Consider the following 21,514-nt stretch of genomic DNA (forward strand, 5'->3'; position numbering starts at 1 on the left):
TTCAGGTGATGATGAGAAGTTCTGTGGGCGAGGCGATTTCCGCGCGCAGACCGGATTTGGTCGCGACTCGGGCCACACCGCGAATGTCGGTGGGATCGGCGCGGGTGAGGACGAGGGCGCGGGCGAGCAGCCCCTTGTGGTGTTTGTTGAAATGGCTCACCACGGTGCGGGAACCGTCGGGGTGCTCGGTGAGGACGTTGGCGGTGATCGCGTCGGGGACGCGGCCGAGCTGCTGGTAGGTGCCCGAGCGCAGGTCGACGACGAGCTCGCCCGCGGCCTCGGCGTAGAGGGCGTCGGGGAGCACGTCACGCCACAGGGCCGAGAGGGTGGGCAGGCCGGGGAGTTTGGTGCCGCCGGAGAGACGGTAGGCGGGGATCGGGTCGCCCGCGCGGACGGCACCGAACAGGGCGGAGCCGATCCCCAGCCGGGCGTACGCCTTGGCCCGCTGCGCCTTGGTGAACGACTTCGCGTCCAGCGCGTCGTAGAGCACGCCGGTGTAGCGCTCGAGTGCGGGCCGGGTGGGGGAGGTGCGCAGGGTCGCGTTGCGGGCGATCTCGGTGTCGGCGCCCTTGCCGAGCCCGAGCACGGCTGCCGAGGTGGCCGGGTCGGCCGCCAACTGGACCACCTCGGTGATCAACTTGTCGCGCACCGCGCTCAGCTGCGGCATCGCCAGATCGTCGAGGTTCAGGGGCGCGCCCGAACCGCCGTCGGACTTGGTCTCGGAGGGAGGCAGCAGCACCAGCACGAGCGTCAACGGTAATCGCCGCGTTGATCGCCGCAGCGTCCCACCCCGCCGCTCCCGGCAAAGCCGCGTCTTCGTGCTCGCCGACTACGGCATCCGAAGTCCCGGGGTGCTCAGCGCACCGCTTCCAAGAACTTGCGCGTCCGCTCGTTGGTCGGCGCCTCGAAGATCTGTTCCGGCGGACCCTGCTCGATGATGCGCCCGGCATCGAACATCAGCACCCGATCCGACACCTCGCGGGCGAAACGCATCTCGTGGGTGACGATCAGCATGGTGATGTCGGTCGTCTCGGCGATGGTGCGTAGCACGTCGAGCACGTCACCGACCAGTTCCGGGTCGAGCGCGGAGGTCACCTCGTCGAGCAGCATCACCTTCGGGTCCATCGCGCAGCACCGCGCGATCGCCACCCGCTGCTGCTGACCACCCGAGAGCTGGGAGGGGTGCGCGTTCTCCTTGTCGGCCAGGCCGACCACATCCAGCAGGTGCCGTGCCCGTTCGCGCGCGTCGTCTTTCGACTTGCCGAGCACGTGGATCGGTGCCTCGGTGATGTTCTCGAGCACCGTCATGTTCGGGAACAGATTGAACTGCTGGAACACCATGCCGATCTTGGTGCGCACCGCCCGCAGGTGTTTCTCCTTGGCGGGCACCAGTTTTCCGTTGCGTTCGGTGTGGGTGAGGGGTTCGCCGTCGACCCAGATGACGCCCTCGCTCACGGTTTCCAGCGTCATCAACAGGCGGAGGATCGTGGTCTTGCCCGACCCCGACGGGCCGATCAACGTGACCTTCTCCCCACGCCCGACCGTGAAATCGAGGTGGTCGAGCACGGTGAGGGCGCCGAAGCGTTTGACCACCTGATCGAATCGAATCATCTCGTCAGTAGTAGGCAAGTCGCTTCTCCAGTCTTCTGATCAGCACGGAGGTCGGATAGCTGGCGACGAGGAAGAACACGCCCGCCAGGGTGATCGCCTCCAGGTAGGCGAAGTTGCGTGCCCCGAATTGCTGTGCGGCGGTGACCAGTTCGACCACCGAGATGGCGAACAGGAACGGGGTGTCCTTGAACATCGACACCGCGTTGGTGCCGAGTGCGGGCAACGACGCCCGGATAGCCTGTGGCAGCACCACCGCCCGCCAGGTGCGTGTCGGCGGCAGCGACAACGCGCGCGCCGCCTCCCACTGCCCCTTCGGTACCGCCTCGATCCCGGCCCGGTACACCTCGGCGAGATAACTCGAGTAATGGATACCGAGCACGGTGATGCCGATCTGCAAAGCCGAGAACTGGGTGAGCAGGGTGTAGGCGAACAGCAGCTGTACGACCAGCGGGGTGAGCCGCACGAACTCGCTCACCGCGTGGACGGGTGCGGCGATCCAGCGCGGCATCGACTGGCGGATGATCGCGATCACCAGTCCGAGCACGGCGGCGAGCGCGAAGCCGAGCACGGTGGCGAGCAGGGTGATCTGGAAGCCGTCCCACAGCACCGGCAGGGCGTCGCGGGCGCGCTCCCAGCTCCATTGGGCGTTCATGCGGTCACCTTCGCGTCGTCAGGGGCGAGCCGCAGCACTTCCTTCAGCGACGCACCTCGGCCGAGCTTGGTCTTGGCACGGGTTTCCAGGAGGTTCATGCCGAGGGTCAGCAGGTAGGCGAGGACGAAATAGATAACCAGGCCCACCCCGAACGAGAACAGGGTGTCGCTGGTGGTCTTGCGCAGCTGGCCGATCTCGTAGGTCAGATCGTGCAGGGTGATGTACGAGGCCAGCGCGGTGCCCTTGAGCAGGTGCACGAGCAGATTGGTCAGCGAGGGCAGCATGAGCGCCCACGCCTGCGGGAACAGCACCCGCCGCATTCGTTGCCATGGACTGAAGTTCAGCGCGACCGCTGCCTCGAACTGGGCGCGCGGCACCGCGTTCAGCGCGCCGCGCACCACCTCGGCACCGTAGGCGCCGTAGTTGAGGCCGAGCGCGAGGATGCCGCAGAACACTGGGTCGAGCTTGTAACCGAGCAGCGGCAGCACATAGAACAGCCAGAAGATCTGCACCAACAGCGAAGTACCACGGAAGAATTCGATCAGAACCCGCGCACTGCCACGCACCGCGAGCGAGCGGAAACGCGCGGCCGTACCGAGCGCCAGGGCGAGGACGAACGCGAGCAGCGCACCGCCGATGGTCAGTTCCAGCGTGACGACGATGCCGTCCCACAGCGCGGGGAGGGCATCGCGTACCGCGTCGAGCTTGCTCACGAGCCGGTCAGATCTCGCCCTTGCAGAGTTTTGCCGTCGTGTACTTCGGGTCGGGCAGTTCACGTTCGGTGAAGCCGAACTTGCCGACGATGGACAAGTACTTGTCCTTGTCGCCGGTGATCTTGGCGAGTTCGGTGTTGTAGGCGGCGAGCAGGTCCGGATCGGTGGTGCGGAAGACCGTGCCGCCCGCACCGACCTGCGGCTTGCCGTCGATGACCGCCACGAACGACGGCGTCACATCGACCGGCGCGTCGGGAGTGTGGCTCTTCAGCCAGTTCAGCGAGATCGCGGTGAGCGCGAACACGTCGGCGCGGCCCGAGGTGACCGCGTCCATGCCGTCCTGCGGGGTGGCCACCTGGGTGGCGTCGATGCCGAGCGACGCGGCGTAATCGGATTCGATGGCACCCGTCATCGCGGCCATCTTCGCCCCGCTGGATTTGATCGACTGCATATCGCTGAGGTTCATCGGATTTCCCTTTTTCACCATCAGCGCGGTGGTGTACATGAATTCCGGTTCGCTGAATGCGGCCTGTTCGCACCGTTTGGGCAAGATCGACATTCCGGCGCTCACCGCGTCGAATCGGTTGGCCTGCAGGCCGGGGATGAGGGCGCCGAACTCGGTCTGCACACCGTCGACGGTCTTGATGCCGAGGTTGGCGAAGATCTCCTTGTGCAGGGCCACGGTCGCGCCGGTGAGCTGGCCGCCCTCCTCGAACGAATACGGCGCCTCACCCGCGAAACCCACGGTGATGGTGCCCTTGTCCTTCAGCGACTGCAGGAGTTGGCCGCTCTCGGTGGTCTCGGTCTTCGTGCACCCGGCGAGCACCGCCGCCGCGAGCGCGGCACCGGCGAACACTGCTGTACAGCGCTTAGGCAGGGAAATCGTGTCCGGCATGGTCGGCCTCTCGCAGGGGTAGCGCCGCAGAATGTGCAGGTTACCGAATCTTCTTTTGTCGTCGGGAAATTCGTGTCTGTGAAAAATCTAATGCTTCGATATTTGCCGAACCCGGTTCCGTTATCGTTTTGTTATCTGCTGGTTGGCGGGCCACTTCGATGGGTAACCTGATACGCGATTTCCGCGGCGGACCGGCGAGGGGCCGCCCGCGCGGGTCCAGGTGGTAATCGGCTGTCGGCCCCGCCGGACCAGGGACTACCCTGTGCATCCGTGATCACCCGCCTCTCCCGCCTGTTCCTGCGCACCCTGCGAGACGATCCCGCCGACGCCGAGGTGCCGAGCCACAAACTGCTGGTGCGTGCCGGCTATGTCCGCCGCGTCGCCCCGGGCGTGTACTCGTGGTTGCCGCTGGGTCTGCGCACGCTGCGCAAGATCGAGGACGTCGTGCGCCAGGAGATGGACGCCACCGGCGCCCAGGAGATCTCCCTGCCCGCGCTGCTGCCGCGCGAGCCCTACGAGACCACCAAACGGTGGACCGAATACGGTGACGCCCTGTTCCGCCTGCAGGACCGCAAGGGCGGTGACTACCTGCTCGGCCCCACCCACGAAGAGCTGTTCGCGCTCACCGTGAAGGGTGAGTACAACTCCTACAAGGACCTGCCGGTCACGCTGTACCAGATCCAGGCCAAGTACCGCGACGAAGAACGTCCCCGCGCGGGCATTCTGCGTGGCCGCGAGTTCATCATGAAGGACTCCTACTCCTTCGACCTCGACGACGACGGTCTGGCCGCCAGCTACGCCGCCCACCGCGCCGCCTACCAGCGCATCTTCGACCGCCTCGGCGTGAAGTACGTGATCGTGGCCGCCACCTCCGGTGCCATGGGCGGTAGCGCGTCGGAGGAATTCCTCGCCGAGAGCCCCGTGGGCGAGGACACCTACGTGCGCTGCGTGGAATCCGGATACGCCGCCAACGTGGAAGCCGTGGTCACCCCCGCGCCCGCGCCGCTGCCGATCGACGGCCTGCCCGCCGCCGTCGAGCACGAGACCCCGAACACGCCGACCATCGCGACCCTGGTCGACTGGGCCAACGAGGCGAAGGTGCTCGACCGCGCCGTCACCGCCGCCGACACGTTGAAGAACGTGATGGTGAAACTGCGTCACCCCGACGGCAAGACCGAGATCGTCGGCATCGGCATCCCCGGCGACCGCGAGGTCGACGACAAGCGTCTCGAGGCCGCGGTCGAACCCGCGACGGTGGAACTGCTCACCGAGGCGGACTTCACCGCCAACCCGTTCCTGGTGAAGGGCTACATCGGCCCGAAGGGTCTGCAGGCCAACGGTGTTCGCTACCTCGTCGACCCCCGCGTCGTCGACGGCACCTCCTGGATCACCGGCGCCGACCAGCAGGGCAAGCACGTCGTCGGCCTGGTCGCCGGACGTGACTTCACCCCCGACGGCACCATCGAGGCCGCCGAGGTCCGCGACGGCGACCCCTCGCCCGACGGCGCAGGTCCGCTGGTGTCGGCCCGTGGCATCGAGATCGGCCACATCTTCCAGCTCGGCCGCAAGTACACCGACGCCTTCGATGTGGACGTGCTCGGCGAGAACGGCAAGCCCGTGCGCCTCACCATGGGTTCCTACGGCATCGGCATCTCCCGCATGGTCGCGGTGATCGCCGAACAGCAGCACGACGAGAAGGGCCTGCGCTGGCCCGCCGAAGTCGCCCCCTTCGACGTGCACGTGGTGATCGCCAACAAGGATGCCGCCGCCCGCGACGGCGCCGAACACGTGGTCGCCGGGCTGAACGCCGAAGGCCTCGAGGTCCTCTTCGACGACCGCACCGCCTCTCCCGGCGTGAAGTTCAAGGACGCCGAACTCCTCGGCATGCCCTGGATCCTGGTCATCGGCCGGGGCTGGGCCGAAGGCAAGGTCGAACTCCGCAACCGGCTGACCGGCGAAGCCGAGGAGATCCCGGCCGAGGATGCCGTCAGCGCGGTCACCGCGCGCGTGCGCGGCTGATCGGTTCGCCTCGATCGCGCTGTCCCGCCGACCGGTGGGGCAGCGCGATCGTCGTATCCGCCGAACTTACGCTTACGTAGGGGAAACCTGCAGGTAGACGGCGTAGTCGGGGGTGGGGCGCTGATAAGTTGACGGGTATGACGAGTTCGCCCAGCCTGTTGTTCAACCCCGCCACCTACGACCCGCAGCACTTCGATGCGGAGACGCGGCGGCTGCTGAAAGCCACCATCGAGTGGTTCGAGTCCAAGGGCAAGGCGCAGTTGCTGGCCGACGACCGGGACGCGCTGTGGGTGCAGGACTTCCTGGACTTCGTGGCGAAGGAGAAGCTGTTCGCCACCTTCCTGACCCCGGCCGCCTACGCCGACGGTGACCCGAACAAGCGCTGGGACGCCGCGCGCAATGCGGCGCTGTCGGAGATCTTCGGCTTCTACGGGCTGGCCTACTGGTACGCCGAGCAGGTGACGATTCTCGGCCTCGGCCCGATCTGGCAGAGCGACAACGAGATCGCCAAGCGCAAGGCCGCCGCCGACCTCGCCGACGGTCAGGTCATGGCATTCGCGCTGTCGGAGCGTGACCACGGCGCCGACATCTACAACACCGACCTCGTCCTGACCCCCACCGAGCCGGGCAGCGCCGATGCCGAAGCGGGAATCCTGTTCCGCGCCAACGGCGAGAAGTACTACATCGGCAACGGCAACGTCGCCTCGATGGTCTCGGTGTTCTCCCGCCGCGCCGACATCGAGGGCGCCGACGGCTACGTCTGGTTCGCCGCCGACTCACGCCACGAGAACTACCACCTGATCGAGAGCGTCATCCACGGTCAGATGTATGTGAGCCACTTCCGGCTGGAGAACTACCCGGTGACCGCCGCCGACGTGCTGCACGAAGGCCCCGAAGGGTTCTCGGCCGCGCTCAACACCGTCAACGTCGGCAAGTTCAACCTGTGCCACGGCAGTATCGGCATGGTGGAGCACTCGTTCTTCGAGGCCATCACCCACTCCAACAACCGCATCCTCTACGGCAAGCCGGTCACCGACTTCGCCCACGTGCGCGGCAATTTCGTCGACGCCTACGCCCGCCTGATCGCGATGAAGCTGTTCAGCGACCGGGCCGTCGACTACTTCCGCAGCGCCTCCCTCGAGGACCGCCGCTACCTGCTGTTCAACCCGATGACCAAGTCCAAGGTCACCTCCGAGGGCGAGGTCGCCATGACCCTGCTGCTCGATGTGCTGGCGGCCAAGGGTTTCGAGAAGAACACCTACTTCCACGAGGCCTCGCGCTACATCAACCACCTGCCCCGGCTCGAGGGCACGGTGCACGTGAACGTGGGCCAGATCCTCAAGTTCATGCCGAACTACCTGCTCAACCCGGCCGAGTACCAGGCGGTTCCCACCCGGCTCGAGGCGGGCGACGAGGAGTTCTTCTGGAAGCAGGGCCCGGCGCGCGGCGCGGGCAAGGTGCGCTTCGCCGACTGGACCCCGGCCTACGAGGCGGCCGCCGACGTGCCGAACGTGGGCCGCTTCTACGAGCAGGCCAAGGCGCTGCGTGAGCTGCTGCTCACCGCCGCACCGGACGAGGCGCAGCAGAAGGACCTGGACTTCATGCTCACCATCGGCCATCTGTTCTCCACGGTGGTCTACGGTCAGCTGATCCTCGAGCAGGCCGAACTCACCGGCCTCGACCGCGACGTGCTCGACCAGATCTTCGACTTCCAGATCCGCGACTTCAACACCCAGGCCACCGCGCTGCTCGGCAAGCCGTCGGTCACCGACGCACAGCGGAACTGGGCCATCGCCGCCCTGCGCACGCCGATCGCCGACGCCGAACGGTTCGACCGGGTGTGGCAGCAGGTGGAGTCCTACGACGGCGCGTACGCGATGCGTCCGTAGTCGACAGCGACGGTCCGGCCTGTTCAGCGGGCCGGACCGTCGCTGTGTCACACGGGGCGGCCATCGAGGCTCCCTCGATGGCTCGTCGCCCGCCGGCACTGCCAACGGGAGGGCATGGCGTTGCCGGGCGGGCGGAATCGCTTCCGTCCGCGACGGGTTGATGTGCGCGGGCGGTATTCCAGTACGGAAGCCCGCGTGACCCGGTGGGCCTTCGGGCTATGTCCGTCCCGGGAAGCTGACGGTGACCGGGTTCGTGCCGAGGATCGCCTGCCATCGGGCGCGGCGCACCGCTGCTTCGGTGAGCGCTTCGACGGCGCTCGCACGGACGGCGGGATCGGTCGCCTGTTCGACCACGGCGTACCACGCTGCGGCGCAATCGGATTCGACCGCGACGGCGAGGTGCGCGGCCGGGATCGGGTCGTCGACCGGGAACGGCGGGTTGTAGGCGGCGTCGGGTGCCTCGGGTGCGGAGCCACCGGCTTCGAGCAGTTCGATCGTCGCGTCCCGGCGGGCGCGGTGCGCGGCACTGAACTCCGCGACCAGGCGCGACCGATCACTGTTGGCGTAGGCGGCGATCAGGCCGTAGGAGTACACGGCCGCGTACTCGGTGTCGAGGGCGCGTTGCAACGCTTCACGTTGACCGGTCATGAAAGCAGAACTCCCGCCTCGGTGGCACAGGCCGCGCTGATCGAGGCCAGCAGCCCTGCGCGGTAACCGGATTCGGTGCGGGCCAGGGTCGCTGCGGCCTGTTGGGAATGCTGCAAGCGGGCACGCAACTGTTCGACGCTGATCGGCTGCTGCGCCGCCGAGACCAGATCCGCGGCGGGCACCGGTGCGCCGTCGGAACCCGGCACAGTGACGACGCCGGTGCGGTGCACAGGAGTGGTTCCGTCGCCGTAGACCCCGATCACCCGGTCGATCTCGGCGCGTAAGGCATCGGCGTGGGCGGTGCGTTCGGTGGCGACGGTCGTCAGCGCGGCCTGCGCCTGCGGTGCCAGCGCGATCGCGGCCGTCGCGGCGGCGGCATCGGTGCGAGCCAGAACCTCGTGTGCGGCAAGGGGGTCCGGTGCGTGCACAGAATCGTCCTCGGCGCACGACGTCAGGACGGCGACCGCGGGCACCGCGACAGCGCCTGCGCCTGCCAGCCGCAATATCGTCCGCCGCCGCCAGGTGCGCACGACGGTCGGTACGGGCGAGGGCTCCGTCGATTCCAGCTGCCCGGCCGCCGATACAGCAGCGCACTCCGGCGACTTCGGGTGCGGCACGGCGATGTTGGTGGTCGGCGACTGCAGGTGCTGGGCAGCGTGCTGTGCCGACTTCGCGTGCGGCACGACCTCGGTGGTCGGCGATGGGAGATGCCGGGGAGTCCGAACGGCGGTGGGGGTGCTCGGCGCGACGGCGAATTCGGCAGTCGTCGCGAAGGCCGACCGCACGACTTCACGCGCGAAGCCGCTGGTCGGCGGGTGGGAATCGCGGTGGTCGGGGCGCATGCCGGAAGGTCGCCCGGCACTCGGCGGGACGGTATGGCGGTGATGCACGTGGACCATCGTGCCAGATCCCGCGGCGACGGTTCGCCACGCGGCGATCGCGCCGGGCACGCCGACACGGACCGGTGCGCACCGCCCGGTGGCTGGTCCTTTACACTCTCGTGGCGCGTTACGCTAGACCTTCGGCGTAGAAATTTCCGATCGCGTCACAACTGAACCAGGAGCCGCCCATATGCCGATGCCCACCGAGGAAAGGGTGAGCCAGCTCGTCGCTGAGCTCGTCGCACGCCGGGGTTTCGACCTCGAGGGCGTCGCGATCGCGGCCGCGGGCAAGGACGAACTGGCTCCGGTTCGGGTGAAGGTCACCGTGGACAGCGACGGTCCCGCCGACCTCGACGCCATCGCCGAGTTGAGCCGCGAGATGTCCGAGTCGCTGGACGCGGCAGGTGATTTCGGCGAATCCGCCTACCTGCTCGAAGTGACGACCCCCGGCGTCGACCGGCCGTTGACCACCGACCGCCACTGGCGCCGCGCCCAGGGTCGCAAGGTGAAGATCGCCCTTGTCGTCGGCGCCGAACCCGTCGAGGGCAAGAAGACTTTCGAGGCCCGCGTCGGCCAGCTCGCCGACGACGGCACCATCGCGCTCGTGCTCGGCGGCAGGAACAAGCCGCACCGGGTGCATGTGCCCCTCGCCGACATCGCCTCCGCGGTCGTCCAGGTCGAATTCAACGCACCCGGCGCCGCCGAACTCGAACTCGCCGGTGGAATCGCCGCGGGCCGCCCCGTCCCGGGCGACGAACCCGCCGACCTCGCCGCAGCAGGCCAACACAGTGACACTCCCACCGAAGGGGTTGCGGAATGAACATCGAAATCGAAGCCTTGCGCGCGATCGTCGCCGACAAGGGCATCCCGATCGAGACCGTGATCTCGGCGATCGAGTCGGCGCTGCTCACCGCCTACCGGCACACCGAGGGGCATCAGCCCAACGCCTACATCGACATCAACCAGAAGACCGGCGTGGTCCGGGTGATGGCGCGCGAACTCGACGCCGACGGCAACCTCGTCTCCGAATGGGACGACACCCCTGAGGGTTTCGGCCGCATCGCCGCAACCACCGCCCGCCAGGTGGTGCTGCAGCGGCTGCGTGACGCCGAGAACGAGAAGTCCTTCGGCGAGTTCTCCACCCACGAGGGCGACATCGTCGGCGGCGTCGTCCAGCGCGACGCCAGGGCCAACGCGCGCGGCATCGTCGTGGTGCGCATCGGCAGCGAGGCCAACGGCGCCGAGGGCCTGATCCCGCCCGCCGAGCAGGTGCCCGGTGAGACCTACGAGCACGGCGACCGCATCAAGTGCTACGTCTACGGTGTGTCGCGCGGAGCGCGTGGTCCGCAGATCCAGCTCTCGCGCACCCACCCCAACCTGGTGCGGCGACTGTTCTCGCTGGAGGTTCCCGAGATCGCCGACGGTTCCGTCGAGATCGTCGCGGTGGCCCGTGAGTCGGGACACCGCTCCAAGATCGCGGTTCGTTCGACCGTTCCCGGCGTGAACGCCAAGGGCGCCTGTATCGGCCCGATGGGGCAGCGCGTGCGCAACGTGATGAGCGAGCTGGCGGGCGAGAAGATCGACATCATCGATTACGCCGAGGACCCGGCGACCTTCGTCGGTAATGCGCTGTCGCCGTCGAAAGTGGTTTCGGTCACTGTCGTCGATCCCGAGGCTCGCGCCGCGCGGGTGATCGTGCCCGATTTCCAGCTCTCCCTCGCCATCGGCAAGGAGGGGCAGAATGCCCGCCTGGCTGCCCGCCTGACGGGCTGGCGCATCGATATCCGCAGCGACGCCGCGCCGGAGACCGACGACTCGGCACGGCCGCAGGCGCACCGTAGTTGACGCGGACACGTCGGAATATCGGCCAGCGGATGACAGGTTTATAACTTCGGAAGGGGAGGGGTTCGTCGTTATGACCGGGTCACCGGTAGAGTGGGTGAAGGACCGGCCCGCGCAATCCGTTCGAACCTGTATCGGATGCCGTCAGCGCGAGCCGTCTGCCGACCTGTTGCGGATCGTGACGCAGCCAAGGGAGGCGGGCAGTGCTACTGCCGCCGCCCCCGTGGTCATCGTTCCCGACCCGCGGCGCAGACTTCCCGGACGGGGTGCCTGGTTGCACCCCGTCTCAGCTTGTCTGCGTTCCGCAGAGCGGCGCCGAGCATTCGGCAGAGCCCTACGAGTGTCCGGAAATCTGGATATCTCAGCCCTGGAGCAGTACCTCGAGAACAGGCACGAGCACTCATGAGCACACCGTGAAGCACCAACGATGAACGTCCATCGGAGATAACCCGAGGTCGTGCGGGCCCGCCTTACCTAGGCGGCGTCACTGCTCGACCTCTCAGTGAGGAGAGCAGTGGCAGGCAAGGCCCGCGTGCACGAGTTGGCTAAGGAACTCGGTGTCACAAGCAAGGAACTACTCGCGAAGCTCAAGGAGCAAGGCGAGTTCGTGAAGTCGGCGTCCTCGACGGTGGAAGCACCCGTCGCACGTCGTCTGCGCGAATCACTCGCGTCGAAGTCCGCTCCGGCGGCCGACGCGAAGCCGGCGGCCCGTCCGGGTCCGTCGTCGGCGGCCCGTCCGGCCGCCAAGCCCACCCCCGGTGGTCCCCGTCCGGGCCCGCGTCCGGCTCCGGCGCCCGCCGCCGCCGCGACTCCCGCACCCGCTCCGGCTCCGGCGCCCGAGGTGAAGCCGGCTCCGGCCGCCAAGCCGACGCCCGCCGCCGCGCAGAGCGCACCGGCCAAGCCGGCCAACGCACCGGCTCCGGGCCCGCGTCCGACCCCCGGCGCCCCGCGTCCGGCTCAGGCCGGTCAGGCGCCGCAGCAGCCGCGTCCCGGTACCCCCGCACCGGGTGCTCAGGCCCCGCGTCCGGCCGGTCCCGGCCCGAAGCCCGGCCCGAAGACCCCGCGGGTCGGCAACAACCCGTTCAGCTCCGCTCCCGATCGTGAGCGTCCGGCGCCGCGTCCCGCCCCGCAGGGCGGTCCGCGCCCGACGCCGGGTCAGGGCGGTCCCCGTCCGGCTCCCGGTCAGGGTGGCCCGCGTCCGGCTCCCGGTCAGGGCGGTCCCCGCCCCGGTCAGGGTCAGGGTGGTCCGCGTCCGGCCGCCGCGCAGGGCGGTGCCCCGCGTCCCGGTGGTCCGCGCCCCAACCCGGGCTCGATGCCGCCGCGTCCGAACCCCGGCGCCATGCCCGCTCGTTCCGCACGTCCCGGCCCCGCGGCCGGTGGCCGTCCGGGTCGTCCCGGCGGCGCCCCCGGTGGCGGCGCAGGCCGTCCCGGTGGTGGCGGCGGTGGCGGCTACCGCGGTGGCGGTGGCGGTGCCCCCGGCGCTCCCGGTGCCGGTGCACCCGCGGCCGGTGGTTTCCGCGGTCGCCCCGGTGGCGGCGGCGGTCGTCCCGGTGGTCCCGGTGGCCGTGGTGGTGCCGCAGGTGCCTTCGGTCGTCCCGGTGGCGCGGTTCGCCGTGGCCGTAAGTCGAAGCGGGCGAAGCGCGCCGAGTACGAGAACATGCAGGCTCCCGCCGTCGGCGGCGTGCGTCTGCCCCGTGGCAACGGCGAGATCATCCGTCTCGCCCGTGGCGCCTCGCTGTCGGACTTCGCCGAGAAGATCGACGCGAACCCGGCCGCTCTCGTGCAGGCCCTGTTCAACCTCGGCGAGATGGTCACCGCTACCCAGTCGGTGAACGACGAGACCCTCGAGCTGCTCGGCAGCGAGATGAACTACGTCGTCCACGTGGTCAGCCCCGAGGACGAGGACCGCGAGCTCCTCTCCTCGTTCGACCTCACCTACGGCGAGGACGCAGGCACCGAGGAAGACCTCGAGCAGCGTCCGCCGGTGGTGACCGTGATGGGTCACGTCGACCACGGTAAGACCCGACTGCTGGACACGATCCGTAAGGCCAACGTCCGTGAGGGCGAGGCCGGTGGCATCACCCAGCACATCGGTGCCTACCAGGTGCTGACGAACCTGAACGAAGAAGAGCGCCTGATCACCTTCATCGACACCCCGGGTCACGAGGCGTTCACCGCCATGCGTGCCCGTGGTGCGAAGGCCACCGACATCGCGATCCTGGTGGTCGCGGCCGACGACGGCGTCATGCCGCAGACGGTGGAAGCGATCAACCACGCCCAGGCGGCCGACGTGCCGATCGTCGTGGCGGTCAACAAGATCGACAAGGAAGGCGCGAACCCGGACAAGATCCGGCAGCAGCTGACCGAATACGGCCTGGTGACCGAGGAATACGGTGGCGACACCATGTTCGTCGACATCTCGGCCAAGCAGGGCACCAACATCGACGCACTGCTCGAAGCGGTGCTGCTGACCGCGGATGCCTCGCTCGACCTGCGGGCCAACCCGGACATGGACGCCCAGGGTGTCGCCATCGAGGCGCACCTCGACCGCGGCCGTGGCCCGGTGGCCACCGTGCTCATCCAGCGCGGCACCCTGCGTGTCGGCGACTCGATCGTGGCGGGCGACGCCTACGGTCGCGTGCGCCGCATGGTCGACGAGCACGGCGAGGACGTCCACGCGGCGCTCCCGTCGCGCCCGGTGCAGGTCATCGGTTTCACCTCGGTGCCCGGCGCCGGTGACAACCTGATCGTGGTCGAGGAAGACCGCATCGCCCGTCAGATCGCCGACCGCCGCAACGCACGCAAGCGCAACGCGCTCGCCGCACGCAGCCGCAAGCGGATCAGCCTGGAAGATCTGGATGCCGCACTGAAGGAGACTTCGGAGCTCAACCTGATCCTCAAGGGCGACAACTCCGGTACCGTCGAGGCCCTCGAAGAGGCCCTGCTCGGTATCGAGATCGACGACGAGGTGCGTCTGCGCGTCATCGACCGCGGTGTCGGTGGCGTCACCGAGACCAACGTCAACCTGGCGTCGGCCTCGAACGCGATCATCATCGGCTTCAACGTCCGTGCGGAGGGCAAGGCCACCGAGCTGGCCAACCGCGAGGGCGTCGACATCCGGTACTACTCGGTGATCTACCAGGCGATCGACGAGATCGAGAAGGCCCTCAAGGGCATGCTCAAGCCGATCTACGAAGAGGTCGAGCTCGGCCGGGCGGAGATCCGCGCGATCTTCCGTTCGTCCAAGATCGGCAACATCGCCGGTTGCATGGTCACCAGTGGTTCGGTCAAGCGCAACGCCAAGGCGCGCCTGATCCGCGACGGCCGGGTGATCGCCGAGACGATGACCATCTCCTCGCTCAAGCGGGAGAAGGACGACGCCACCGAGGTGCGCGAAGGTTTCGAGTGCGGTATGACCGTGACCTACAGCGACATCAAGGACGGCGACATCATCGAGGCGTACGAGCTGCGCGAGAAGCCGCGCGACTGATAACGCACACCGTTCCACACGCCGCATCCGAGCTCTCGGGTGCGGCGTGTGGTCATGCGTGCGAACCATCTACCAGGAGGTGAGCACCGCTGTACATCGGTGCGCTCGAATTCGATCTACTGCTCGGTGACGTGCATTCGCTCAAGGAGAAGCGGTCGGTGATCCGGCCGATCCTCGCCGAGCTGCAGAAACGCTTCGGCGTGAATGCCGCCGAGGCCGGTGATCAGGACCTGCACCGCCGTGCGCTGCTCGGGGTGGCCATGGTCAGTGCGGAAACGGGACATCTCAACGAGGTGCTCGACAAATGTGAGCGGCACGTTGCCGCGCGTCCGGAGATAGAGTTGCTGGCAGTACGCCGCCGGATCTTCGGACCCGAAGACTGACAGGCGCGGCCCGGGTGTCACAGCCCGGTGCCTGCCTATGAGAGGAGTGTCCCCATGGTGGATCAAGCCAGGGCTCGCCGACTCGCCAAGCGGATTTCCGCGATCGTGGCCACCGCGATCGAGTACGAGATCAAGGATCCGCGGCTGCGGTTCGTCACCGTCACCGACGCCAAGGTGACCGGCGACCTGCGCGAGGCGACGATTTACTACACGGTGATGGGCGAGACGCTCGACGCCGAACCCGATTACCCGGCGGCCGCCGCCGGTCTCGACGCGGCCAAGGGTGTACTGCGGTCCAAGGTCGGCGCGGGGACGGGCGTGAAGTTCACCCCGATCCTGTCGTTCAGCCTGGACAAGGTGCCCGACGCGGCGCGCGAGATGGAAGAGCTGCTGGCCAGGGCTCGCGCCATCGACGACGAGGTGGCCAAGGTGGCCGCCAACGCCAAGCACGCCGGTGACGCCGACCCGTACAAGTCCGAACGCGACGACGAGGACGAGTAGGACACCCGCGTGACCAGTGTCCGGGACGGGACCGAACTGGGTGCCGCCGTCGCGTTGTTGGCGGCTGCCCGTTCGGTGACCGTCCTGTGCCATGTGCAGCCCGATGCCGACACGGTCGGTAGCGGGCTGGCCTTGGCGCTGGCTCTCGACCGCCGCGGCGTACCCGTGTGCGTGTCGTTCGCCGAACCGGCCGAACTGCCCGCCTCGCTGCGTACCCTGCCGGGCGGGCAGCATCTCGTCGCGCCCGCGCAGGTTCCGCACGAGGTGGACCTGCTGGTGGTCGTCGACTGCGGCGCCCGCAGCAGACTCGGCGCACTCGCCGACCGATTATCCGGTGCGGCAACGACTCTGGTGATCGACCATCACCGCGCCAACGACGGTTTCGGCACGGTGGATCTGATCGACGAGACGGCGGCCTCGACCACCGAGCTGGTCACCCGCCTGCTCGACGCGTGGGGTGTGCCGATAGACGCCGCCATCGCGCACTGCCTGTTCGCGGGCCTGGTCACCGACACCGGCTCGTTCCGCTGGGCTCGGCCCGGCAGTCACGCCCTGGCCGAGCGGCTGCTCGCCACGGGCATCGACGGTTCCGAAATCACCCGTTCGCTGCTCGATACGCACCCCTTCACGTGGTTGCCGATGCTGTCGAAGGTGCTGTCCTCGGCGGTGGTCGTGCCCGGTGCGGCGGGCGTCGGCCTGGTGTACGCACTGGTCCGGGCCGCCGACACCCATGAAGTGGGGCCGGAGGAGGTCGAAAGCGTCATCGACGTCATCCGCACCACCGCCGAGGCGGGTATCGCGGCGGTTTTCAAGGAGGCGCGCGGGCAGAACGACCGCTGGACGGTGTCGTTGCGTTCGCGCGACTCGGCTCCCGGGGTGTCCGATGGCGTCGACGTGGCGGCGATCGCGAGCCGTTTCGGTGGCGGCGGGCATCGGTTCGCGGCCGGGTACACGACCTATGGGAGCGCCGAGTCGGTGGTGCGCGCGCTGGTGGACGAGCTCTCCTGACGCACTGGTGTCGTGATCGATGCGCTCGACTTTGTGATGTGGATCAGACGGCCACGTGCGCTGAGATACGGCTATATGCGCTGGCGAGTGGCTACTCGCGCTGACCTCGGCCATGCGCGCCGATGGGCGGTCCGGTGCGCAGATGGGCGGTACGGCACTGCCTGCGCGTCGAGGGCTGTACCTCATCGGATTCGGTGATCTCGCCGATCAGCTGCGCGGCGATCTTGTCGGTGCCTTGTGCCAGTATCTGCGGAACAGTTGCGGGTGGTGGGAGGTTGGTGTGGGGTCGACGGTGTCCAACGACGACGCGATGATCGAAGACGCCGGGCCCCGGCGGATTCTCGGTATCGCGGTGCCGACGCTCGGTGTGCTCGTGGCCGAGCCGCTGTATCTGCTGTTCGATATCGCCGTAGTCGGGCGGCTCGGGGCGCTGGCCTTGGCCGGGCTCGCCGTCGGCGGGGTGATCCTGGGAACGGTGAGTACGCAGCTGACGTTCCTGTCCTACGGCACGACGGCGCGGGCGGCTCGGCGCAACGGTGCGGGCGACCGCGCGGGCGCGGTCGAGGAGGGTGTGCAGGCCAGTTGGGTCGGCCTCGGGATCGGCATCGTGATCCTCGCGGTGATCCAACTGTTCGCGGGCCCACTGTGTTCGGTGCTCGCCGGTGGTGGGGAGATCGCCGACGAAGCGCTCGCCTGGGTGCGGATCGCGCTCTTCGGAGTGCCGTTGATCCTGCTGTCCATGGCGGGCAACGGGTGGATGCGTGGGGTGCAGGACGTTCGTCGTCCACTGCTGTATGTCGTTGCCGGGCTGGCTCTTTCGGCGGTGCTGTGCCCGGTTCTGGTGTACGGGTTACTCGGCGCGCCACGGATGGAGCTGGCCGGATCGGCGGTGGCCAACCTTGTCGGCCAAACGGTGTCGGGCGTGCTGTTCGGCTACGCCCTGCTGCGGGAGCGGGTTTCGTTGCGACCACGCCCGTCGGTCATGCGTGCTCAACTGGTCCTCGGCCGCGACCTCATCGTGCGCAGTCTGTCGTTCCAGGTGTGTTTCGTCTCGGCCGCCGCCGTCGCGGCCCGCTTCGGCGCAGCCTCGGTCGCCGCCCATCAACTGGTGTTGCAACTGTGGAATTTCCTCGCACTCACGCTGGATTCGCTGGCCATCGCCGCCCAGACCCTGGTCGGTGCGGCGCTCGGTGCGGGCAACGCACGGGGCGCGAAGGGCATCGCCCGGCGCGTCACCACCTGGTCGGGGATATTCGGACTGGTCCTCGCGGGAATCTTCGCCGCCGGTGCCGGCGTGCTGCCCCTGCTGTTCACCGACGACGCGGCTGTGCTCGACCGCACCCACGTGATCTGGTGGTTCTTCGTCGCCATGATTCCGGTCGCGGGCGTCGTCTTCGGCCTCGACGGTGTCCTCCTCGGTGCGGGCGACGCGGCCTTCCTGCGCACTGCCACCCTGGCGGCGGCACTCGGCGGATTCCTGCCCCTGATCTGGTTGTCGCTGGTCTTCGACTGGGGCGTCGCAGGAATCTGGACCGGCTTGGTCGTCTTCATGCTTGCCCGCCTCCTCGCAGTGGTGGCCCGTGCCCGGTCCGGACGCTGGGCCAAGGTCGGCGCCGAACTCCCACGCGAAGCCGCCTAGCCGTCCGATCAATCGAGCTGGGCCGCGGCGTTTCGAGCCGAATTCGGTTCGTCGGCGGAAATGCGGGTAGTGCCGGTTCGTCGCCGATGGCCTACCGTCGGGTGGACGACTTCGAGCAGACATGGGAGGCGAAACCGGAGTGCACGAGTGGATTTCGAAGGCCGGGCGGGTGATCCTCGCTGGGGTCTTCGTACTGGTCGCGGTGGTCGTCGGGCTGCCCGCGACGGCACAGGCGGCACCCGAGACACCGGGTCGGCTGGTAGCGCACACCGCTCAGCCCGCCGGGTGGGGCGAATGGTCGCGGGCCTCGATCGTCGAATACAGCACCGAGGCGGTCACCGGCGGCACCACGAATTCGGCAGGGCTGCTGTTGCTTCCGGACACACCTGCCCCGGAAGGCGGATATCCGGTCGTCGCTTGGGATCACGGCACCAGTGGCCTCGCGCCGCACTGCGGGCTCACCACGTCCAAGGCGGCGCACGAGCATTCGCTGCTGCAGTCGTTCCTCGACCGCGGCTGGGCCGTGGTCGCTCCGGACTATCTGGGACTTTCGGCCGGCGCGGACACCGTTCACCCATACCTGCACACCCGCACCGAGGCGACCGCGACCATCGACCTGGTGCGCGCCGCCCAGGCGGCCGAGCCCGATCTGTCGCGCAGCTGGGCTGTGGTCGGTGGTTCCCAGGGCGGGCACGCCGCGCTGGCCACCGGCAACCTCGCCGCCGATTACGCCCCCGAACTCGACTTCCGGGGGACCGTGGCCTTGGCACCGGAATCTCATTTCGAGGAGATCCTGTCCCGGCTGGGCCCCGGCGTCCCGAATCTTCCGGTCGTCGACCGGCTGGTCGGCCCGTTCGCGGGGATGCTCGCCGGGCTGCGCGCCGCCCGTCCGGACCTCGACGTGAACGGCGCGCTCACCGAGCGCGGCCGCCGAGTGGTCGATGCGATCTCGACGAGCTGTGTGCGCGAGTTCGACCGTGCGGCGGGCACCGCCTCGCTCGGGTCGCTGCTGGCCCGGCCGATCACCGAGGGCGGCATCGGCGCGGCCCTGCGCGACTACATGGTGGTGCCGACCGTCGGCTACCGGCAGCCGATCCTCATCGCACACGGTGCCACCGACATGGTCGTCCCGCTGCCGATGACCCTCGCACTGCTGTCGCGCATGCGGGCGGCGGGTACCGACGTGGAGTTCGCCCAGTACCCGGGCGGCCACGAGGAGATCGTCGTGGAATCGCGTGACCGCGTGCTCGACTTCGTCGACGAATTGCTGGCCTGACCCCGTCCCGCCGGGTGAGCCGGCGGGACGCGAGAGCTAGTCGGGGTCTTTCATCAGTGAGCCCACGGCGATGGCGCCCCCGACCAGCGCGAGCGGGACCAAGCACAGGAAGCCGAATATGTTGCCTCGCTCGTTGATGTCTTCCTGCTCGTCGCGGTTGTGGCGGGCCGAGTTGTTGGTGACGCAGATGTCGTCGGCGTCCATGACCTCGGTGCCGCAGCGGACGCCGGAATCGTCCTCGCTCAGACCCATGAAGGCGATACCGCCGAAGAACACCATGATCGCGATACCGATGACGAAACCCATCACCCGCATCGCCGGAGTCGACCTCTCGGCGGCGGCCGATGTACGAGCGGTCGGGTCGGGCGGCATCGGTGGCATCGGCTCGGCCGGCGGCGCCGGTGTCAACGGCTGCGCCTGGGACACCGGCGGCAGCTCGAGTCCTATGTCGCGCGCGAGACCGGTGATCCCGTCGGCATAGCCGTCGCCGAGGTGACGAAGTTTCCACCGGCCCTGATGACGGTAGAGCTCCACCGTCCTGACCAGCGTCTCGGCTGTGAAGCCGCTGCTCACCGCGACGAACTCCTCGCCGTCGCCGCGCACGACGCTGCGCACCTCGGTGCCCGCGAACCCTTGCCTGCCCGTGGCCGCGGCCACGACGACCCGCGCGATACCGGGATCGACCAGGGCGGGATCGATGCGCACCGAATCCTCCGTGACTTCGACGGCACCGTCAGCAGACGGGTCCGCGCCGGAAACCACCAGGTCGCGGCCGTCGCGCAGGCGACCGTTGACGTCGAGACCTACCGCGAGCACGCGCGGCGGTGGGCCGTCGACCACACCGACCCGGATCTCGACACGCCCGCCGGACAGCACACAGTTGCCCCCTTTTGCCAACAACACCTGATCCCCCGAAGCTCTTGTGGCACAACGCCATGTGCGAAAAGCCTAACCGCTGCGCGCGGCGTCGGCAGGCTGTCTTCCGCAGAACCCGGGCGCCTGTGACCGACGGGGATGGGCCGGTCGAGGGCCGATGTGTCACTGTGGACAGGTGAATCCGAAGTTGTGGGCGGTCAGCGATGTGCACGTGGGGCATCAGGGCAACAAGCCGATCGTCGAGCAGATCCGGCCCGAGTCGCCGGAGGACTGGCTGATCGTCGCCGGTGACGTGGGGGAGAAGGCCGAGGAGGTGCGGTGGGCGCTGGAGTTGCTGCGTGCCCGCTTCGCCAAGGTGATCTGGGTGCCGGGCAACCACGAATTGTGGACCACGCCCAAGGACCCGGTGCAGATGCACGGCGCCGCCCGCTACGACTACTTGGTGGCGATGTGCCGTGACCTCGATGTCCTCACCCCGGAGGATCCGTTCCCGGTGTGGAACGGGCCGGGCGCGGAGAAGTTCGGTGGCAGCGTCACGCTCGCCCCGATGTTCCTGCTCTACGACTACTCGTGGCGGCCCGCCGGCACCAATACCAAGGCCGAGGCGCTCGCGGTGGCACGGGAACGCAATGTGGTCGCCACCGACGAATTCCTGCTCCACCCGGACCCGTACCTCACCCGCGACGCCTGGTGCCACGCCCGCGTGCAGTACACCCAGCGTCGCCTCGACGCCCTCGCGCCGGACACCCCACTGGTGATGATCAACCACTTCCCGCTGGTCCGCCAGCCCACCGACATCCTCTTCTACCCCGAGTTCTCCCTGTGGTGCGGCACCGACCTCACCGCCGACTGGCACACCAGCTACAACGTGGTCTGCTCGGTCTACGGCCATCTCCACATCCCCCGCACCACCCATTACGACGGTGTCCGCTTCGAAGAGGTATCCCTCGGCTACCCGCGCGAATGGAAGCGTCGCGGCATGCCGGACCCGTTGCTGCGCCAGATCCTGCCCGAACCGGTCTACGCCGAGGGCGACCTCAACGCGTGGGGCGGCCATTTCGCCGTCACCCCGGAAATGGAAGCCGCAGCCGAAGAGATGCGTGCGAAGGCGGATCGGCGCCGAGGCATCTGAACCGCGGAGTTCGGATTTGCGTAGAACGTCGACCACTGATTTGGTGATGCACATGGGTA

The 21,514-nt window shown here is 68.4% G+C and carries 20 protein-coding genes; 12 read left to right on the forward strand and 8 right to left on the reverse strand.

Annotated features, from left to right (window positions below):
- Nucleotide 1 precedes the first annotated feature (1 nt).
- The 5 genes from yaaA to ehuB all read right to left on the reverse strand — a co-directional run bounded on the left by yaaA (nt 2) and on the right by ehuB (nt 3,871).
- Nucleotides 2-745, reverse strand: a complete 744-nt coding sequence (yaaA, locus tag HYG95_RS05275) for a peroxide stress protein YaaA (RefSeq protein ID WP_181696877.1) — start codon at nt 743-745, stop codon at nt 2-4.
- A gap of 110 nt (nt 746-855) precedes the next feature.
- Nucleotides 856-1,611, reverse strand: a complete 756-nt coding sequence (gene ehuA, locus HYG95_RS05280; protein ID WP_181696878.1) for an ectoine/hydroxyectoine ABC transporter ATP-binding protein EhuA — start codon at nt 1,609-1,611, stop codon at nt 856-858.
- A gap of 4 nt (nt 1,612-1,615) precedes the next feature.
- Nucleotides 1,616-2,263: an ectoine/hydroxyectoine ABC transporter permease subunit EhuD gene (gene ehuD / locus HYG95_RS05285; protein ID WP_181696879.1), complete on the reverse strand. Its 648-nt coding sequence runs from the start codon at nt 2,261-2,263 to the stop codon at nt 1,616-1,618.
- Nucleotides 2,260-2,976: an ectoine/hydroxyectoine ABC transporter permease subunit EhuC gene (gene ehuC / locus HYG95_RS05290; protein ID WP_181696880.1), complete on the reverse strand. Its 717-nt coding sequence runs from the start codon at nt 2,974-2,976 to the stop codon at nt 2,260-2,262. Before ehuC ends, ehuD begins: the two co-directional genes overlap by 4 nt.
- Before the next feature lie 7 nt (nt 2,977-2,983).
- A complete protein-coding gene (gene ehuB / locus HYG95_RS05295) occupies nt 2,984-3,871 on the reverse strand; it encodes an ectoine/hydroxyectoine ABC transporter substrate-binding protein EhuB (RefSeq protein WP_181696881.1) in 888 nt (295 codons plus the stop codon).
- 270 nt (nt 3,872-4,141) lie between these two features.
- Here ehuB and HYG95_RS05300 point away from each other — a divergent pair, with 270 nt between their 5' ends.
- Both HYG95_RS05300 and HYG95_RS05305 read left to right on the forward strand, forming a co-directional pair.
- Nucleotides 4,142-5,890 (forward strand): proline--tRNA ligase, encoded by a 1,749-nt coding sequence (locus HYG95_RS05300; RefSeq protein WP_181696882.1) that lies wholly within the window; start codon nt 4,142-4,144, stop codon nt 5,888-5,890.
- Nucleotides 5,891-6,027: 137 nt separating this feature from the next.
- Nucleotides 6,028-7,779, forward strand: coding sequence for an acyl-CoA dehydrogenase family protein (locus HYG95_RS05305; RefSeq protein ID WP_181696883.1), 1,752 nt, complete (start codon nt 6,028-6,030; stop codon nt 7,777-7,779).
- Between the two features lie 216 nt (nt 7,780-7,995).
- On the opposite strand, the gene HYG95_RS05310 is transcribed toward HYG95_RS05305, so the two are convergent.
- The gene (locus HYG95_RS05310; RefSeq protein ID WP_181696884.1) at nt 7,996-8,427 is read right to left on the reverse strand and encodes a ferritin-like domain-containing protein; all 432 of its coding nucleotides are present in this window, start codon (nt 8,425-8,427) and stop codon (nt 7,996-7,998) included.
- A complete protein-coding gene (locus tag HYG95_RS25100) occupies nt 8,424-9,326 on the reverse strand; it encodes a hypothetical protein (RefSeq protein ID WP_370465690.1) in 903 nt (300 codons plus the stop codon). The genes HYG95_RS05310 and HYG95_RS25100 overlap by 4 nt, the downstream gene beginning before the upstream one ends.
- Before the next feature lie 172 nt (nt 9,327-9,498).
- Between HYG95_RS25100 and rimP the strand changes: the two genes are divergently transcribed.
- The 9 genes from rimP (at nt 9,499) to HYG95_RS05360 (ending at nt 19,447) form a co-directional block, all read left to right on the forward strand.
- Entirely contained in the window at nt 9,499-10,128 is a 630-nt protein-coding gene (gene rimP, locus HYG95_RS05320) for a ribosome maturation factor RimP (RefSeq protein ID WP_181696885.1), read from the forward strand.
- Nucleotides 10,125-11,153 (forward strand): transcription termination factor NusA, encoded by a 1,029-nt coding sequence (gene nusA, locus HYG95_RS05325; RefSeq protein ID WP_181696886.1) that lies wholly within the window; start codon nt 10,125-10,127, stop codon nt 11,151-11,153. Before rimP ends, nusA begins: the two co-directional genes overlap by 4 nt.
- Nucleotides 11,154-11,223: 70 nt before the next feature.
- Nucleotides 11,224-11,556 carry a YlxR family protein gene (locus HYG95_RS05330; RefSeq protein WP_084456574.1) on the forward strand — a complete coding sequence of 111 codons (333 nt, stop codon included), beginning with the start codon at nt 11,224-11,226 and terminating at the stop codon, nt 11,554-11,556.
- 108 nt (nt 11,557-11,664) lie between these two features.
- Nucleotides 11,665-14,640, forward strand: a complete 2,976-nt coding sequence (infB, locus tag HYG95_RS05335; protein WP_181696887.1) for a translation initiation factor IF-2 — start codon at nt 11,665-11,667, stop codon at nt 14,638-14,640.
- 89 nt (nt 14,641-14,729) lie between these two features.
- Nucleotides 14,730-15,023 carry a DUF503 domain-containing protein gene (locus tag HYG95_RS05340; protein ID WP_071929201.1) on the forward strand — a complete coding sequence of 98 codons (294 nt, stop codon included), beginning with the start codon at nt 14,730-14,732 and terminating at the stop codon, nt 15,021-15,023.
- Between the two features lie 54 nt (nt 15,024-15,077).
- On the forward strand, nt 15,078-15,524 hold the full coding sequence (gene rbfA / locus HYG95_RS05345; RefSeq protein WP_181696888.1) for a 30S ribosome-binding factor RbfA: 447 nt from the start codon (nt 15,078-15,080) through the stop codon (nt 15,522-15,524).
- 9 nt (nt 15,525-15,533) lie between these two features.
- On the forward strand, nt 15,534-16,532 hold the full coding sequence (locus tag HYG95_RS05350) for a bifunctional oligoribonuclease/PAP phosphatase NrnA (RefSeq protein WP_181696889.1): 999 nt from the start codon (nt 15,534-15,536) through the stop codon (nt 16,530-16,532).
- Between the two features lie 310 nt (nt 16,533-16,842).
- On the forward strand, nt 16,843-18,171 hold the full coding sequence (locus tag HYG95_RS05355) for an MATE family efflux transporter (protein WP_181697023.1): 1,329 nt from the start codon (nt 16,843-16,845) through the stop codon (nt 18,169-18,171).
- A gap of 139 nt (nt 18,172-18,310) precedes the next feature.
- Nucleotides 18,311-19,447: a lipase family protein gene (locus tag HYG95_RS05360; RefSeq protein ID WP_181696890.1), complete on the forward strand. Its 1,137-nt coding sequence runs from the start codon at nt 18,311-18,313 to the stop codon at nt 19,445-19,447.
- Nucleotides 19,448-19,483: 36 nt separating this feature from the next.
- Here the strand turns inward: HYG95_RS05360 and HYG95_RS05365 are convergent, their stop codons facing one another.
- On the reverse strand, nt 19,484-20,347 hold the full coding sequence (locus tag HYG95_RS05365; RefSeq protein ID WP_181696891.1) for a TerD family protein: 864 nt from the start codon (nt 20,345-20,347) through the stop codon (nt 19,484-19,486).
- Between the two features lie 151 nt (nt 20,348-20,498).
- Between HYG95_RS05365 and HYG95_RS05370 the strand changes: the two genes are divergently transcribed.
- The gene (locus tag HYG95_RS05370) at nt 20,499-21,455 is read left to right on the forward strand and encodes a metallophosphoesterase (RefSeq protein ID WP_181696892.1); all 957 of its coding nucleotides are present in this window, start codon (nt 20,499-20,501) and stop codon (nt 21,453-21,455) included.
- The last annotated feature ends 59 nt before the right edge of the window (nt 21,456-21,514 follow it).

Source organism: Nocardia sp. GTS18 (assembly GCF_013839555.1).
GTDB lineage: Bacteria > Actinomycetota > Actinomycetes > Mycobacteriales > Mycobacteriaceae > Nocardia > Nocardia rosealba.